The organism is Candidatus Pelagibacter sp., assembly GCF_052049975.1.
In the GTDB taxonomy this organism is placed as follows: domain Bacteria; phylum Pseudomonadota; class Alphaproteobacteria; order Pelagibacterales; family Pelagibacteraceae; genus Pelagibacter.
Genome location: NZ_JBNGYZ010000001.1, coordinates 221,239 through 236,213, shown reverse-complemented (window position 1 = coordinate 236,213; position 14,975 = coordinate 221,239). Strand labels below are relative to the sequence as shown.

Here is a 14,975-nt window from a genome sequence, read left to right as displayed (position 1 = left end):
CAAAAAAATAAATGGAAGCCACCATAGTAAAGGATAAAATTAAACATTATCCTGTACTGCTCAATGAAATAATTAGCGTTATTACCCCTCAACATGGTGGCACATTTATTGACTGTACGTTTGGTCAAGGTGGCTATACAAAAAAAATATTAAGTTATCCTGAAACAAAAGTCATTTCTTTAGACAGAGATATAACAACACAAAAAATAGCTGAAAAAATTAAATTAAAATTTGAAGATAGATTTTTATATAAAAATTTAAAATTCAGTCAAATTTCAAACTTAAAATTAAAAAATGAAAATATAAAAGGTATTATTTTTGATCTCGGTTATTCATTTTTACAAATTAAAGATACAGAAAAAGGTCTATCATTTTCATCTAAAGGTGAATTAAATATGAAAATGGGTCTAAACTCTTTTTCAGCAAAAGATGCAATTAATAAATTAGACGAAGATAGTTTAACAAAAATATTTAAATTTTTTGGTGATGAAATTGAAGCAAAATTTATTTCAAGAAATATTGTGAAAGAAAGAAAAAATGCAATAATTGATACACCTAAACTTGTTAAAATTATTGAAACTACAAAAAGAAAAAAAAATTTTAAGATAAATAATTCAACAAAAGTTTTTCAAGCTTTAAGAATTTTTGTAAATAAAGAAATTAGTGAATTAATTTTTGGATTAATAAATGCAACGAAAGTTTTAAAAAAAGATGGAGTTTTAGCTGTAGTAACTTTTCATTCATTAGAAGATAAAATAGTAAAATTTTTTTTTAAAAATCTTTCAGAGAAAAAAAGTATTTCAAGATATTTACCAGAAAACGATGATCAAAATTTAATATTCAATTTAAATCAAAAGAAACCAATTATACCTTCAGAACAAGAAGTTGAAGAAAATCCACCATCAAGATCTGCAAAGTTAAGATATGCAAAAAAAATTGTAGATATTTATGATTTTGAAACAAATATTGTTAATGAATTTAGTAATCTTCTAGAAATTGAAAAATTAGGAGATAATTTGTGAAAAAATTTTGGGCAATCTCTTTAATTTTATTTCTAATTGTAACAACAACTTTGATAAAAAATACTACTAAGAATTTAGAAGATCAAATTTTTACAAAAAGAGAAAATATTAGAATTTTAAAAAAAGAGCTAAGTGATTTGTTGTTAGAATATAACTATTTAAGTTCAGCTGAAAAATTAATGCAATATCAAACAAAATTTTTTGAAGAAGAATTAATTCAAAAAAAATTAGAGGATTTTCAAGTAATTGAAAACAATATTGAAATTAAAAAAATTACAAAGATAGATGAGTAATAAAAATAATAGATTTGAGATAGAAGACATCCAGTACAATTTTTCCTACAATATTAAAAAAAAGGAGATAAAAATTGATTTTAATAGAGTTGCATTTATTTTTTTTATTCTAATTTTAATTTCAATTATATTTTCTATTCACTTACTTCACCTTGGCTCAAGACAATCAAAAGAAATAGAAAAATATAAAAATGATTTACTTTTAAGTGAATTATATCGTGCAGATATTGTGGATCGAAATAATAACTTTTTAGTTAAAACAGTAAGATCAATAGATATTGGCATCAATCCTCGTGAGATAATAGATGAGAAAAAATTGTTACTAAATTTAAGATATATTTTTCCCGAAAAAAATTTTGATGAGGTTAAAAAAAGAATAGATAAAGACAGATTTTTCAATTTTGAAAAAAAAATTTCTGAAGAAAATTATGAACAATTGATGAAATTAGGAGATAAATCAATCAAACCTAGAGAAAGTATAACCAGACTTTATCCACAAAAAAATTTATTTAGTCATATTTTGGGTCAAATAGATGATGATAATATCGGCATTTCTGGTTTAGAGAAATCTTTTGATGAGAATCTTAAAAATAGACTTGAACCTCTCAAATTAACTGTCGACACGGATATTCAATTTTTAATTAGAAAAGAATTAATAAAATATAATGAAATATTTAAAGCTAAAGGCAGTGCTGCAATATTAATGAATATTAATTCTGGTGATATATTAGCTTTCACTTCATTGCCTGACTTTGATTTGAATAAACGAAAACAAATTACAGATAAAAATTATATCAATCGAGTTAGTAAAGGAGTTTATGAATTTGGTTCTGTTTTCAAAACATTTACTATAGCAGCGGCAATCGATGAAAATTTAATTGAACCTGAAACTGAATTCAAAGAATTACCCAAAACACTTATGTGTGCTGGTTTTCCAATAAGAGAATATGATCAAAAAATTTCACCAAATTTAACTGCTGAACAGATTTTAATAAAATCTGGAAACATTGGATCTGTAAAAATAGGACAAAAAATTGGAGTAGATAATTTCAAATCTTTTTTAAGTAAAATTGGCATTTCAGAAAAAATTGATTTTGACATTGATGAAGTTGGGGAACCTTTAGAATTTAATTGGGGAAAGTGTCCTTTAGCAACAGCTTCATTTGGACATGGTATTACCACTACATTAATTCAATTGGCCAAAGCTTATTCAATAATTGCAAATGGAGGATATTATATTGAACCAACTTTAATTCATAATAATTATAAGAACAAAAGAAAAAGAATCTTAAACGATGAAACTTCAAAAAAAGTTCTAAAAATATTAAGAAAAATTACCGAAGAAGGTACTGCAAAACAAGCTAACGTTAGTGGTTACGAAATAGGTGGCAAAACAGGAACTGCAAATAAAATTTTAAATGGAAAATATGTTAACAAAAAAGTGAATACTTTTGTTTCTGTTTTTCCAACATCTAAACCACAATTTGTAATGGCAGTTATGTTTGATGAAACTGCTATTAACAAAGATTATATATATCATTATAGAGATGGATCAGGATTTAAACTTAAAGGCACACCTAGAAATACTGCTGGTTGGACAACAGTTGAAGCTACTGGTCAAATTATGGATAAGATTGGGCCTATTTTAGCCACAAAGTACTTAGAAGTTAATTAACAATGTATCTTAAGGATTTCATCCCTAACTTGAGAAAAGAATATCTAAATTATTCTTTTGCAAATATTGCGTTCAATAGTTCGCAAATAAAAAAAAATTATGTTTTTTTTGCAATTAAAGGAAATGAATTTGATGGTCATAATTTTATAGAGGATGCAATCAAAAGAGGATCAAAAATTATTATTTATGAGAAAAAATTCACTGGTTTAAAAAATGGTGTTTTGTTTATCTCCTCTAACAATGTAAGAAAACTATTAGCTGAATTTTCATTTAAGTTAAATAATAATATACCTAAAAATTTAATTGCAGTTACAGGTACTAATGGGAAGTCTTCAGTTGCAGATTTTTATTTTCAAATACTTAAATTAAATAATAAAAAAGTTGCCTCAATTGGGACATTAGGTATTAAAACAAATAATTCTTTTCATAAGTTGCCAAATACAACAATCGATGCATTAGATTTAAGTAAAAAATTATCTAATCTTAAGAAACAAAAAATTAATAATGTTATAATGGAAGCATCATCCCATGGTCTTGATCAAAATCGTTTAAATGGATTAAAATTTAATATTGGAATTTTTACCAACTTATCACACGATCATTTAGATTATCACAAAACCATGAAAGATTACTTAAATGCTAAATTGTATTTATTTAAGAATTTAATAAATAAAAAAAAATTTGTAATAACTGATAAATCAATTCCTCAATACAAATTAATAAAGAAAGTTTCTAAACAAAAGAAACTAAGTTTAATTGATTTTTCTGAAAAAAATAAAAAATCAAAAATATTTTTAAAAAATATTAATTATGATGGAGATAAGCAAATTCTTCAGTTTAAAATTGAGAACAAAATCTACGTAGTAGAAATAAATTTAATTGGAAAAGTACAAATTAAGAATTTAATTCTAGCAATTATTGCTGCATCTCAAAGTGGGTTATCTTATGACAAAATATTTAAGATTTTGCCTAAAATAAAATCAATAAGTGGAAGATTAGAAACAATTGGCGTTACGAAGAATAACTCAAAAGTAATTCTAGATTATGCTCACACACCAGATGCCTTAAGAACTGTTTTAACTAATATAAAAGATCAATTTCCACACAGAAATATTGCGCTACTATTTGGTTGTGGTGGAGATAGAGATAAGCTCAAGAGACCATTGATGGGCAAGATTGCATCTCAATTTGCTGATAAAATTTTTTTAACTGACGATAATCCTAGAAACGAAAATCCTAATTTAATCAGAAGCCAAATTAAAAAAGGAATTAAAAGTAAAAGTGTCTTTGAGCTAAGTGATAGAAGAAAGGCAATTGATAAAGCAATTAAAAATTTACAAAGTGGCGAAATTCTTTTAGTTGCGGGCAAAGGACATGAAGAAACTCAAACTTACAAGAATAAAATCAATTTTTTCTCAGATAAAAAAGAAATTTTAAAATCTATAAAACAAAAAAATAGACTTTTATCGAATGATTTAAAGTTAAATATCATTCAAGAAAAATCAAAAACAAAAATTTTAGATAAAAAAATAAAATTAAATAAAATTACAATTAACTCTAAAGAGGTAAAGAAAAATGATATTTTCTTTGCAATCAAAGGCAAAATAAATGATGGTCATAAATTTTTAGCTGATGCTTTAAATAAAAAAGCTTCGCTAGTTGTAGTTAATAAAACACAAGGAAATATTAAATCATCAAGACAAATTAAGGTTAAAGATACTTTAAATTTTCTCACAGATATATCTCAAGAATATAGAAAAAATCTAAAAACAAAGTTGATTACAATAACAGGAAGTAGCGGAAAAACTTCTTTAAAAGATTTGTTAGGCTCTACTTTAAAAAAATTTTATAAAACTAGTTTTTCTAAAAAATCATTTAACAACAAATTTGGAGTACCTTTAAGTTTAATCAATATTAATCAAGGTGATAAATTTGGAGTACTTGAAGCAGGTATGGATAAAAAAGGAGAAATTGATTTCTTAACTAAAATAATTCAACCAGATGTTGGAGTAATAACAAATATTAGTTATGCGCATATAAAAAATTTCAAAAATATTAATGGAATTGCCAGCGCTAAAGGAGAGATCATTAATAATATTAAAAAAAATGGATATATAGTTTTAAACAGAGATGATAAATTTTTTAATTTTCATGAAAAATTAGCAAAAAAAAGAAAACTAAATATTTACTCATTTTCCCTTAAAAATAAAAAAGCTAATGTTTTTCTAAAAAGAATATTAAAATCAAATAATAGATATAAACTTCTTATTGACATTAATAATCAAGAAAAAACTTTCTTTGTAAAAAATAATTTTACAAATCTAATAAGTAATATTCTCAATGCACTTACAATAATGAATATTCATATTGATGTTACAAAATTAAATCAAAATATTTTTCTTAATATAAAAAATACTGAGGGTAGAGGAGATGTGACAAAAATTAAATTAAATAACAAGAAAATAAACTTGATTGATGAAAGTTATAATTCAAATCCACTTTCTCTTAAATCTTCATTAATGAATTTTAATAGTATTAAGGTTAATCCAAGTAAAAAGAATATTATTTTAGGTGATATGCTTGAATTAGGAAAACATTCAAAAAGACTTCATAAAGATATGTCAAAAGTTATTGATAAAATTTCATTTAACAAATTACATGTAATGGGAAAACATATTTTGGAAACTTATAAAAGATTACCAGAGAGTAAAAGAGGCAAGATTATTAAAAATGATTCGGAGTTAACTAAACTTATGTTTTTTGATTTTAAAAATAATGATTTTTTGATGGTAAAAGGATCTAATTCTACGGGTTTATTTAATTATTTAAGTAAACTAAAAAAGAAAAACAATCATGCTTTATAGTTTTATTTTAAATTTTGTAGATACATTTACATTTTTAAATGTATTTAAGTATTTAACTTTTAGAACTGGTCTATCTGTCTTTACTTCATTAATAATTGTATTGTTTATAGGTAATCCTTTCATAAAACTTTTTTCTAGCAGAAAAATTACTAATCCCATCAGAGAAGATGGACCAGAAGAACATATAGTTAAAAAAATAGGAACACCAACTATGGGAGGATTAATAATTTTAATTGGCTTAATACTTTCAGTTTTAATGTGGTCTGATTTGACAAATATTTATGTTTTATTTTCTTTATACATAGTAATTTCATTTGGGGCACTTGGTGCATATGACGATTATCAAAAAATTAGACAAAAAAACTCCTCTGGCATTTCTTCAAAAACAAAAATAACTATTCAAATTGTATTGGCTATTATTGGAATAATGTTTTTAATAAAATACTCAAACAATAACAATTTGTCTGATTTATATTTTCCATTTTTTAAAAACTTAGTAATTAACTTGAGTTGGTTCTTCATACCATTTGCTGTTTTTGTTATAGTTGGATCATCCAATGCAGTTAATTTGACTGATGGATTAGATGGTTTGGCAACTGTTCCAGTTATTCTTGTTGCAGCTTGTTTTGCATTTATAAGTTACATAACTGGAAACATTGTGTTTTCCGAGTATTTGCAACTAACTTATATTGAGGGCACTGGTGAAATTTCAATTTTTTGTGGGGCTATAATTGGATCTTGTTTAGGTTTTTTATGGTTCAATGCTCCACCTGCAAAAATATTTATGGGTGATACAGGATCGTTATCTTTAGGTGGCTCGTTAGGTGCAGTAGGAATTATAACTAAGCACGAAATTGTTTTAGCAATTACTGGAGGGTTATTTGTTCTCGAAGCAGTATCCGTTATGGTACAGGTAATTTCATTTAAACTAACTGGTAAAAGAGTTTTTAGAATGGCTCCAATACACCATCACTTTGAAAAAAAAGGTTGGCCTGAATCTACTGTTGTGATCAGATTTTGGATAATTTCCATAATACTAGCTATGATTGGATTAGCTACGCTTAAATTAAGATGATCGTTAATAAGAATTTTTTTTTTGATAAAAAAATTTTGATTTATGGGCTTGGCAAAAGTGGAAGAGCGGCTCTAAATTTCTTAAAAAATAAAAAGAATTCAATTTATATCTTTGATGATAACTTAACTTTAAAAAAATATTTTAAAAAAAAATCTCTCAAATTTAATGAAATATTAAAAAGTAAATTTGATCTTATTATAATTAGCCCTGGGATTGATATAAAAAAATGCAAATTAAAACAATTTCTTAAAGTTAATCAAAAAAGAATAATTACTGATTTAGATATTTTTTATTTTTTTAATAAAAATAAATCAATTACAATTACTGGAACTAATGGTAAATCTACGACTGCAAAAATTCTTTATCAAGCTCTTAAAGATCAAAATAAAGACGTACGTTTAACTGGTAATATTGGCAATCCAATTCTTTTGGAGAAAAATATAAAAAAGAATACTTTATTTGTAATTGAAGCCTCATCTTATCAAATTGAATATAGCAAGTATTTTAAAACTACACATGGTGTTATTTTAAATATAACACCCGATCATTTAGACAGACATGGTACTTTAAGCAAATATATAGATACAAAATTTAAACTTATCAAAAATCAAAATTACGGCACTTACTCTTTTTTGAACTATGATGACAAAAACATTAAAAAAAAAATTAAGTCTATCAAATTAAAATCTCAAATTGTTAAAATTCAAACAAAAAGTTTAAAAGATTTATCTTTATTGGATAACTTGAAGAATGATTATTTTAAGTCTGATGGCAATCTTGAAAATCTACTTATAGTTTTTGAAATAATTAAAAAATTAAAACTTAAAAAGATTAATTTTTTTAAAACTTTAAATAAATTTAAAGGTTTAAAATACAGACAACAAATTATTTATGATGACAATAAAGTTAAGATAATTAATGATTCTAAATCAACAAGTTTTGCTTCCTCTGAATCAGTTTTAAAAAATTTAGAAAATATTTATTGGATTGTAGGTGGAATTCCAAAAAAAAATGATCAATTTTTATTGAAAAAAAAGTATTATAAAAATTTTAAAACTTATGTTTTTGGGAACAATGTAAAAATTTTTAAAAATAAGTTTAATAATAAATTTAAGATAAAATCTTCACCTGATTTGAAAAAATTATTAGATATTTTAGTTTTTGATCTTAAAAAGGATTTAAATAAAAAAAAGGTTATTTTCTTCAGTCCCGCCGCAGCATCATTTGACCAGTTTCAAAATTTTGAAAAAAGAGGTGAATATTTTAACAAATTAATAAAAATAAAATTTAATGGTAAGTTTAAGTTCAATTAAAAAACATTATTACATCTGGTGGAAAAATTTAGATAAACCTATTTTTTCAATAATTATAATATTGTTTGTAACTGGTTTATTTTTTTCTTTAGTCTCAACCTCTCTTGTTGCCTCAAATAAACTCAATACGAACGACTTTGCTTTCTTTTTTAAACACTCTGTATTTATTATTCTAGGTTTATCAATAATTTTATTTTTATCCTCAATTGATAAAAATAAATTATATCAATTCTCAATATTCATGTTTTGTATTTCAATAGTATTATTAATATTAGTGCCAGTTATTGGTGTTGAGGTGAAAGGGTCAAAAAGATGGCTCGATTTTATTTTGTTGCCAAGATTTCAACCTGTTGAATTATTAAAACCATTTTTTGTAGTTATTGTATCCTTAATATTGTGCAGTAAATACCAACTTAATTTAAGTATTAAATATTTAATATCTTTGTTAGTAGCATTAAGTGTTTCTTTGTTGCTTGTTATACAACCAGATATTGGTCAAACACTATTAATATCTTCTTGCTGGGCAATTTTAGTTTTTGTTTCTGGTATTAATATTTATTTTTTTTTAATCTTTGCTTTGTTATCTGTATTATCATTTTTATATCTAGTAGTTTTTGTTCCTAAATTTACTTATATCAAAATGAGAATTATATCTTTTTTTAATTCGGAAACAGGGACTCATAATTTTCAATCTGATAAAGCTATAGAGTCTATTAGTAGTGGAGGTTTCTTTGGCAAAGGTCTTGGAGAAGGGATATTAAAAAATAGAGTACCTGAAGCACACACTGATTATATTGTTTCAGTAATCTCCGAAGAATTTGGAGTGTTATCAATTATTTTTATATTATTTATATTTATAGTTTTTATTTATTTTGTATTCAAAAAAATTCGATTTGAAGAAGATGTAAAAATAAAATTAATTTTGACTGGTTGTATAAGTCTTATATTGTTTCAAGCATTAATTCACATTGGTGTAAATATAAGATTATTTCCTACAACAGGAATGACATTACCGTATTTAAGTTATGGTGGTTCTTCAATTATAAGTGTTTCTCTTTTATCTGGGATTATATTAAATCTTACTAAAAGAAGGATTAGTTAGTGAGAAAAAATATTTTGTTATCAACTGGAGGTACCGGAGGTCATGTTTTGCCTGCGTTAAGTATTCTTGAACATTTAAAAGAAAATTTTAATGTAGAAATAGTTACAGATAAAAGAGGAGTAAAATATTTCCCAAATGATCAAAAATTCATATTAATTAATACCCCAAGACTAAAGAATTTATTATTAATACCATTTAATTTTTTATTAGTTTTTTTTTTAATAATTAAATCAATATATGTTATTAAAAGAAAAAATATAGAAATTGTAATTTCTATAGGTGGATACATGTCTCTACCAGTTTGCTTAGCTGCCAAGATATTAAATAAAGATATTTATTTATTTGAACCTAATCTAGTATTAGGTCGAGCTAATAGATTTTATTTAAACTTTGCAAAAAAAATATTCTTGTACCAAAAAGATTTAAAAAATTTTCCAGAAAATTTTGCAGATAAAAGAATTATTACTAAGCCACTAATAAGAAAAGAATTTTATAGTATCAAAAAAAATTCAAGAAAAGACAATGCTTTTGAAATTACTATATTTGGTGGAAGTCAAGGCGCAATTATCTTTGATAATTTTATCAAGGAAACTTTAATTAAGATAAATAAAAAGATTAAAGTTAAAGTAAATCATCAGACAAGTTTAAAAAATATTGAGCATCTAAAGAATTATTATTCAGCTAATGACTTGAATTCTTATGTATTTAATTATGAAAATAATTTCTCTAATCTAATAAAGAATTCTGATTTATGTATAACAAGAGCAGGAGCATCTTCTTTAGCAGAGATAGCAACTTTAGGTATTCCTTTTTTAGCAATACCTCTAAAAAATTCAGTAGACGATCATCAAATGGAAAACGCAAAATACTATGAAAAAATTGGTTGTTGTTGGATACTCAATCAGAATGAGATGAATCAAATAGAAATTGATGATTTACTTTTTAAAATCATCGAAAATGAAGATGATTACAATAAAAAGAAAAATAACTTAAAAAAATTTAATGAGAATAATTCTTGGAAAGAATTAAATAATAAACTAATTAATATATTTGCATGAAAATAGAACTTGCTAAAACAGAAAAAATTCATTTCGTTGGCATTGGTGGAATTGGCATGAGTGGCCTTGCTTTAATAATGAAAAGAAAAGGTTTTAATGTCCAAGGAAGTGATATTTCTACTAATAAAAATATTGAAAGATTAAAACAAAATAAAATAAATGTTCATATTGGACAAAAAAAGCAGAATATTAAAAATTCAACAATAATAGTTATTTCATCCGCTATTAAGAATAATAATCCGGAATTCATAGAGGCTAAAAAGAAAAATTTACCAATTTATAAAAGAGGTGAGATGTTGGCTCATATAGTTTCTTTAAATAAAAATATTGTGGTAGTAGGCTCTCATGGGAAAACAACTACAACTTCTTTAGTTACTTCTATTTTTCAAAAATCTCAAATTGATCCAACTATCATCAATGGTGGTGTAATTAACTCAATTAAAAATTCTGCAAAACTTGGAAAAAGTGATTGGTCTATTTTAGAAGCAGATGAGTCTGATGGAAGTTTTGTGAGTATTTCTCCAACCTATTCAATAATTACCAATATTGATAGAGAACACATGGATTTTTACAAATCAATGAATGATTTAAAAAATTACTTTATTAATTTTATTAATAAAGTTCCCTCAATTGGAAAATCTTTTATTTGTTTAGATGATAAAATAAATAAAGAAATAATCAAAAAGTTAAAAAATAAAAATTTCTATACATATGGTTTTAATAGAAATTCAAATTTTCAAATATTAAATGTAAAAAGAAGCATAGATTTTACCAATTATGATTTAAGTATTAATTTGCCAAATAAAAAAAAGGTATCAATTAAAAATATCAAAATACCATTATTAGGAAATCACAATATTTTAAATTCAGTAGCAGCATTAGCGGTGGCGATGACAGTGGGGATACCTGTTACAAAAATTAAACTTGGACTTAAAAGTTTCAAAGGTGTTCAGAGAAGATTTAATAAAATATTTACTTATAAGGGAATAGATTTTTATGATGATTATGCTCATCATCCAACTGAAATAAAGGAAGTTTTGAGTGGAGTGAAGGAGGTTTATAAAGAATTCAAAAAAGTATGTATTTTTCAACCTCACAGGATTTCCCGATTGTCTGATTTGAGAAAAGAGTTTTCTTTTGCATTTAAAAACGCTGATGAAGTAATACTCTGTCCAATTTATGCAGCAGGAGAAAAAATCAAATTGAGTTTCAATTATCAAAATTTTGCAAAAGAGATAATTAAAAATTCAAATGTAAAAGTATTTATGGCTGAAAATCAATTTCAAATTGCAAAATTTATCAAGCAAACATTTTATGGTAAAAAAATTGTTATAGGTATGGGCGCTGGTTCTATTTCAAGTTGGATGAGAGAATTACCAAGACTGATTTAATGAATTTAGAAAATTACAAAAATCAATTAGATAAATTTCGTGCAAATATTAAATTTAATTATGATTTAAAAAAAAGAACCTGGTTCAATATTGGTGGAAAAACAAAAATTTTTTATAAAGCTGAAAATCTTAAAGAATTGATAGATTTTTTAAAAGTTATAAATGAAAATGAAAAAATTTTTGTGTTAGGATCTGGATCAAACACTCTTGTCTCAGATAATATTTATGATGGTGTGGTTATCAAGTTAGGAAAAACGTTCAACAATATCTCTCTACATTCAGACGAAACTATCATAGCAGGTGCTGCAGTATCAGATAAATCTTTATCTGAATTTGCAATGGAAAATTCGATTGGTGGATTAGAATTTTTATATTGTATACCTGGGAGCGTTGGTGGTGGAATTAAAATGAATGCAGGATGTTTTGGGAGAGAAATTAAGGATGTTCTTTTATCAATTCAAGCGATTACTAAAAATGGAGAAGTATTAACGATACCATCAAATAAAATAAATTTCGAATATAGAAATAATGATTTATCTGAAGATTTGATCTTTTTAAGTGCAACTTTTAAAGGAATAAAAAATGATCCAGATTTAATTAAAAAAAAAATGGAAGAAATGAAGATAAAAAAAGAAGAAGCCCAGCCATCTAAAATAAAAACAAGTGGCAGTACTTTTAAAAACCCAATAGCAAAAACAAATAAAAAAGTTTGGCAATTGATAAAAGAGTCCGTTGATTTAAAAAAATGTTTTGGAGATGCTTGTATTTCAGAGAAACATTGTAATTTTTTTTTAAATAAAGGTAATGCATCTTTTAATGATATGAATAATTTAATAAATTATGTGTCTGAAAAAGTTTTTGATAAAACAGGTATCAAGATTGAAAAAGAAATAAAAATATTGAAATAAATTGAAAAAACGAATTTTAATTATATCAGGTGGAATTTCAAAAGAACGAGCCATTAGCCTAGATACCGGCAGCCAAGTTGCAAAAGAGTTGAAAAAAAAATATTCTGTTAAAGTTTGTGAACCAGATCATAATTTAGAAAAAGAAATTAAAAAATTTAAACCTCATAAAATATTTAATGCTTTGCATGGACAGTTTGGGGAAGATGGATACATTCAGAGTATTATTGAGAGTTTTAAAATACCCTACACTCACTCTGGAGTTATTGCTTCTGCAATCGCGATGGATAAATATATTTCAAAGAAAATTTTTTTAAAAAACAAAATTCTAACTCCAAAATATTTATATTATACCTACAATACAGACAAGAAACAGTTAGTAAAAGATGTTGAAAAAAAACTAAAATTTCCGGTTGTTGTTAAACCCATAAATGAAGGATCAAGTGTTAATGTTTTTATCTGTTCAAAAAAAAATTTTTTAACCAAAGTAAATTTTTTACAATCATATAAAAAAATAATTATAGAAGAATTTATCAGTGGAAGAGAAATTCAAGTTGCAATAATGGGGAATAAAAAATTAGGAGCCATAGAATTAAAACCTAAAAGAAAATTTTATGATTACACTGCAAAATATAAAAAAAATGCAAAAACAGAACATATTATTCCAGTTAAATTATCAAAAAAAAACTTAAACAAAGTTTTAAATATTTCTCTTAGGGCACATAATTTAATTGGATGTAGGGGTATAACAAGATCTGACTTTAAATTTTTTCAAAATAAATTTTATCTCTTAGAGATAAATACACAACCAGGCATGACTAAATTATCCTTAGTCCCTGAGATAGCAGCTTACAAAGGAATTAGTTTTTTTGATTTACTTGATTGGATGTTGAATGATGCCTCAATCAAAAGATAAGAGTTTAAAATTTTATATTATATTGTTTATTTTTTTGGGAACACTAAATAATCAATATTTCAAAATAGATAATTTATTTGAAATTAATGATATTTCTTTAAATGGACTAGATACACTTAATAAAAATAAATTATTGCAGGATCTTGAAATATATAAATTTTCAAATATTTTTAATATTGAAAAAAAAAGTATAAAAAATTTAATTGAAAAAAATAAACTTGTAGAAACTTTTAAAGTATCAAAAATATATCCATCTGAACTAAAGATAAAAATAAATAAAACAAAATTTTTAGCCAATATTAATATAGATGGAAAATTTTATTTTATTGGTTCTAATAAAAAGTTAATTCAAACAGATGAAGTTGATAAGATTTTGCCGTTTATATTTGGAAAATCATCAGTTGAAGATTTTATAAAACTTCATAAAAAAATAGTTAATTCAAGTTTAAAATTTACTGATATAAATAATTTGTATTTTTTTCCATCCACAAGATGGGATATAGAATTTAAAAATGGAAATATACTAAAACTTCCAATAAATTATTCTGTCATTGTTTTAAACAATTATCATAAAATTTCACAGTCAGAATATTTTTTAGGAAAAAAAATATTCGATATGAGAATAAAGAATCAATTGATTATTAATGACTTCTGAAAATAAAATTGTAACTTTTATTTATTTTGGGGAAAAACAAGTTTCAATTTCTTTTTATAAAGGAAAAAATAATCTTCTATTAAAAAAAGATTTTTTACAAAAAAAAGATGATCTAATTAGTGATAAGGATTCAGTCTCATTTATTGAAGAAATAATTTTAGAGTTTGAGAAAGAAAGTCAATCTTTTATTAAAAATGTAAATATTATTGTGGATAAAGATCATTCTAAAGAAATTAGGGCATCAATTAAAAAAAAGTTAGTGAATGATAAAATTGAAAAAGAGGACATTGAAAATACGATTTTCGAGTTAAAAAAGATTGTTCAAGAAAATAATGAAAATTTTTTAATTAACTATATTAGAATAAATAATTTCAGTGTTGATGGCAAAAATTATCAAAATTTTAATGAAATACAGAATGGTGAAATTTTATGTTTAGAAGTCAAATTTGAGATAATTAAAAAAGAATTAGAAAAGAAAATTAGATCAAAACTATCATTGCTTCAGATTGATGTCGAAAAATTATTTTCCGTTAAATCTTTAAATTTAATTCCAAATAATAATGATGAAGAGGATTTAAACGCTGCAGCTTCAAATTTATATTACGATTTTGATGAAAATCAGGTCTTTATGGTTCAAAAAAATAGAGAAAAGTTGGGTTTTTTTGAAAAATTATTCCATTTATTTGATTAACTCTGAGTATTTATT

Annotated in this window: 13 protein-coding genes; all 13 read left to right on the top strand. The window is 24.2% G+C overall.

Annotated features, from left to right (window positions below; genetic code table 11):
• Nucleotides 1-11: 11 nt before the first annotated feature.
• Genes rsmH through ACTT9U_RS01050 form a run of 13 tightly spaced genes read left to right on the top strand, consistent with a single transcriptional unit; the run spans nt 12 to nt 14,960 of the window.
• Entirely contained in the window at nt 12-1,022 is a 1,011-nt protein-coding gene (gene rsmH / locus ACTT9U_RS01110; protein WP_440931353.1) for a 16S rRNA (cytosine(1402)-N(4))-methyltransferase RsmH, read from the top strand.
• Complete coding sequence (locus ACTT9U_RS01105) at nt 1,019-1,315, top strand: cell division protein FtsL (protein ID WP_440931352.1); 297 nt, start codon at nt 1,019-1,021, stop codon at nt 1,313-1,315. Before rsmH ends, ACTT9U_RS01105 begins: the two co-directional genes overlap by 4 nt.
• On the top strand, nt 1,308-2,990 hold the full coding sequence (locus ACTT9U_RS01100; protein ID WP_440931351.1) for a peptidoglycan D,D-transpeptidase FtsI family protein: 1,683 nt from the start codon (nt 1,308-1,310) through the stop codon (nt 2,988-2,990). The genes ACTT9U_RS01105 and ACTT9U_RS01100 overlap by 8 nt, the downstream gene beginning before the upstream one ends.
• 2 nt (nt 2,991-2,992) lie before the next feature.
• Nucleotides 2,993-5,854, top strand: a complete 2,862-nt coding sequence (locus ACTT9U_RS01095) for a UDP-N-acetylmuramoyl-L-alanyl-D-glutamate--2,6-diaminopimelate ligase (protein ID WP_440931350.1) — start codon at nt 2,993-2,995, stop codon at nt 5,852-5,854.
• A complete protein-coding gene (gene mraY, locus ACTT9U_RS01090; RefSeq protein WP_440931349.1) occupies nt 5,844-6,929 on the top strand; it encodes a phospho-N-acetylmuramoyl-pentapeptide-transferase in 1,086 nt (361 codons plus the stop codon). The genes ACTT9U_RS01095 and mraY overlap by 11 nt, the downstream gene beginning before the upstream one ends.
• Nucleotides 6,926-8,242: a UDP-N-acetylmuramoyl-L-alanine--D-glutamate ligase gene (gene murD / locus ACTT9U_RS01085; RefSeq protein WP_440931348.1), complete on the top strand. Its 1,317-nt coding sequence runs from the start codon at nt 6,926-6,928 to the stop codon at nt 8,240-8,242. The genes mraY and murD overlap by 4 nt, the downstream gene beginning before the upstream one ends.
• Complete coding sequence (locus ACTT9U_RS01080) at nt 8,220-9,344, top strand: FtsW/RodA/SpoVE family cell cycle protein (protein ID WP_440931347.1); 1,125 nt, start codon at nt 8,220-8,222, stop codon at nt 9,342-9,344. Before murD ends, ACTT9U_RS01080 begins: the two co-directional genes overlap by 23 nt.
• Nucleotides 9,344-10,402 (top strand): UDP-N-acetylglucosamine--N-acetylmuramyl-(pentapeptide) pyrophosphoryl-undecaprenol N-acetylglucosamine transferase, encoded by a 1,059-nt coding sequence (locus tag ACTT9U_RS01075; protein WP_440931346.1) that lies wholly within the window; start codon nt 9,344-9,346, stop codon nt 10,400-10,402. The genes ACTT9U_RS01080 and ACTT9U_RS01075 overlap by 1 nt, the downstream gene beginning before the upstream one ends.
• Nucleotides 10,399-11,793, top strand: a complete 1,395-nt coding sequence (gene murC / locus ACTT9U_RS01070) for a UDP-N-acetylmuramate--L-alanine ligase (RefSeq protein WP_440931345.1) — start codon at nt 10,399-10,401, stop codon at nt 11,791-11,793. The genes ACTT9U_RS01075 and murC overlap by 4 nt, the downstream gene beginning before the upstream one ends.
• A complete protein-coding gene (gene murB, locus ACTT9U_RS01065; protein WP_440931344.1) occupies nt 11,793-12,701 on the top strand; it encodes a UDP-N-acetylmuramate dehydrogenase in 909 nt (302 codons plus the stop codon). The genes murC and murB overlap by 1 nt, the downstream gene beginning before the upstream one ends.
• Before the next feature lies 1 nt (nt 12,702).
• Nucleotides 12,703-13,614 (top strand): D-alanine--D-alanine ligase, encoded by a 912-nt coding sequence (locus ACTT9U_RS01060; protein WP_440931343.1) that lies wholly within the window; start codon nt 12,703-12,705, stop codon nt 13,612-13,614.
• Nucleotides 13,592-14,269 carry a cell division protein FtsQ/DivIB gene (locus ACTT9U_RS01055; RefSeq protein WP_440931342.1) on the top strand — a complete coding sequence of 226 codons (678 nt, stop codon included), beginning with the start codon at nt 13,592-13,594 and terminating at the stop codon, nt 14,267-14,269. The genes ACTT9U_RS01060 and ACTT9U_RS01055 overlap by 23 nt, the downstream gene beginning before the upstream one ends.
• Entirely contained in the window at nt 14,259-14,960 is a 702-nt protein-coding gene (locus ACTT9U_RS01050; RefSeq protein ID WP_440931341.1) for a hypothetical protein, read from the top strand. The genes ACTT9U_RS01055 and ACTT9U_RS01050 overlap by 11 nt, the downstream gene beginning before the upstream one ends.
• Nucleotides 14,961-14,975 lie beyond the last annotated feature (15 nt).

Bases quoted from the DNA above. Each gene is read 5' to 3' on its own strand.
- ACTT9U_RS01100 (WP_440931351.1), top strand. From the start codon at position 1,308: ATGAGTAATAAAAATAATAGATTTGAGATAGAAGACATCCAGTACAAT.
- mraY (WP_440931349.1), top strand. From the start codon at position 5,844: ATGCTTTATAGTTTTATTTTAAATTTTGTAGATACATTTACATTTTTA.
- rsmH (WP_440931353.1), top strand. From the start codon at position 12: ATGGAAGCCACCATAGTAAAGGATAAAATTAAACATTATCCTGTACTG.
- ACTT9U_RS01050 (WP_440931341.1), top strand. From the start codon at position 14,259: ATGACTTCTGAAAATAAAATTGTAACTTTTATTTATTTTGGGGAAAAA.
- murC (WP_440931345.1), top strand. From the start codon at position 10,399: ATGAAAATAGAACTTGCTAAAACAGAAAAAATTCATTTCGTTGGCATT.
- ACTT9U_RS01095 (WP_440931350.1), top strand. From the start codon at position 2,993: ATGTATCTTAAGGATTTCATCCCTAACTTGAGAAAAGAATATCTAAAT.
- ACTT9U_RS01080 (WP_440931347.1), top strand. From the start codon at position 8,220: ATGGTAAGTTTAAGTTCAATTAAAAAACATTATTACATCTGGTGGAAA.
- murD (WP_440931348.1), top strand. From the start codon at position 6,926: ATGATCGTTAATAAGAATTTTTTTTTTGATAAAAAAATTTTGATTTAT.
- murB (WP_440931344.1), top strand. From the start codon at position 11,793: ATGAATTTAGAAAATTACAAAAATCAATTAGATAAATTTCGTGCAAAT.
- ACTT9U_RS01055 (WP_440931342.1), top strand. From the start codon at position 13,592: ATGATGCCTCAATCAAAAGATAAGAGTTTAAAATTTTATATTATATTG.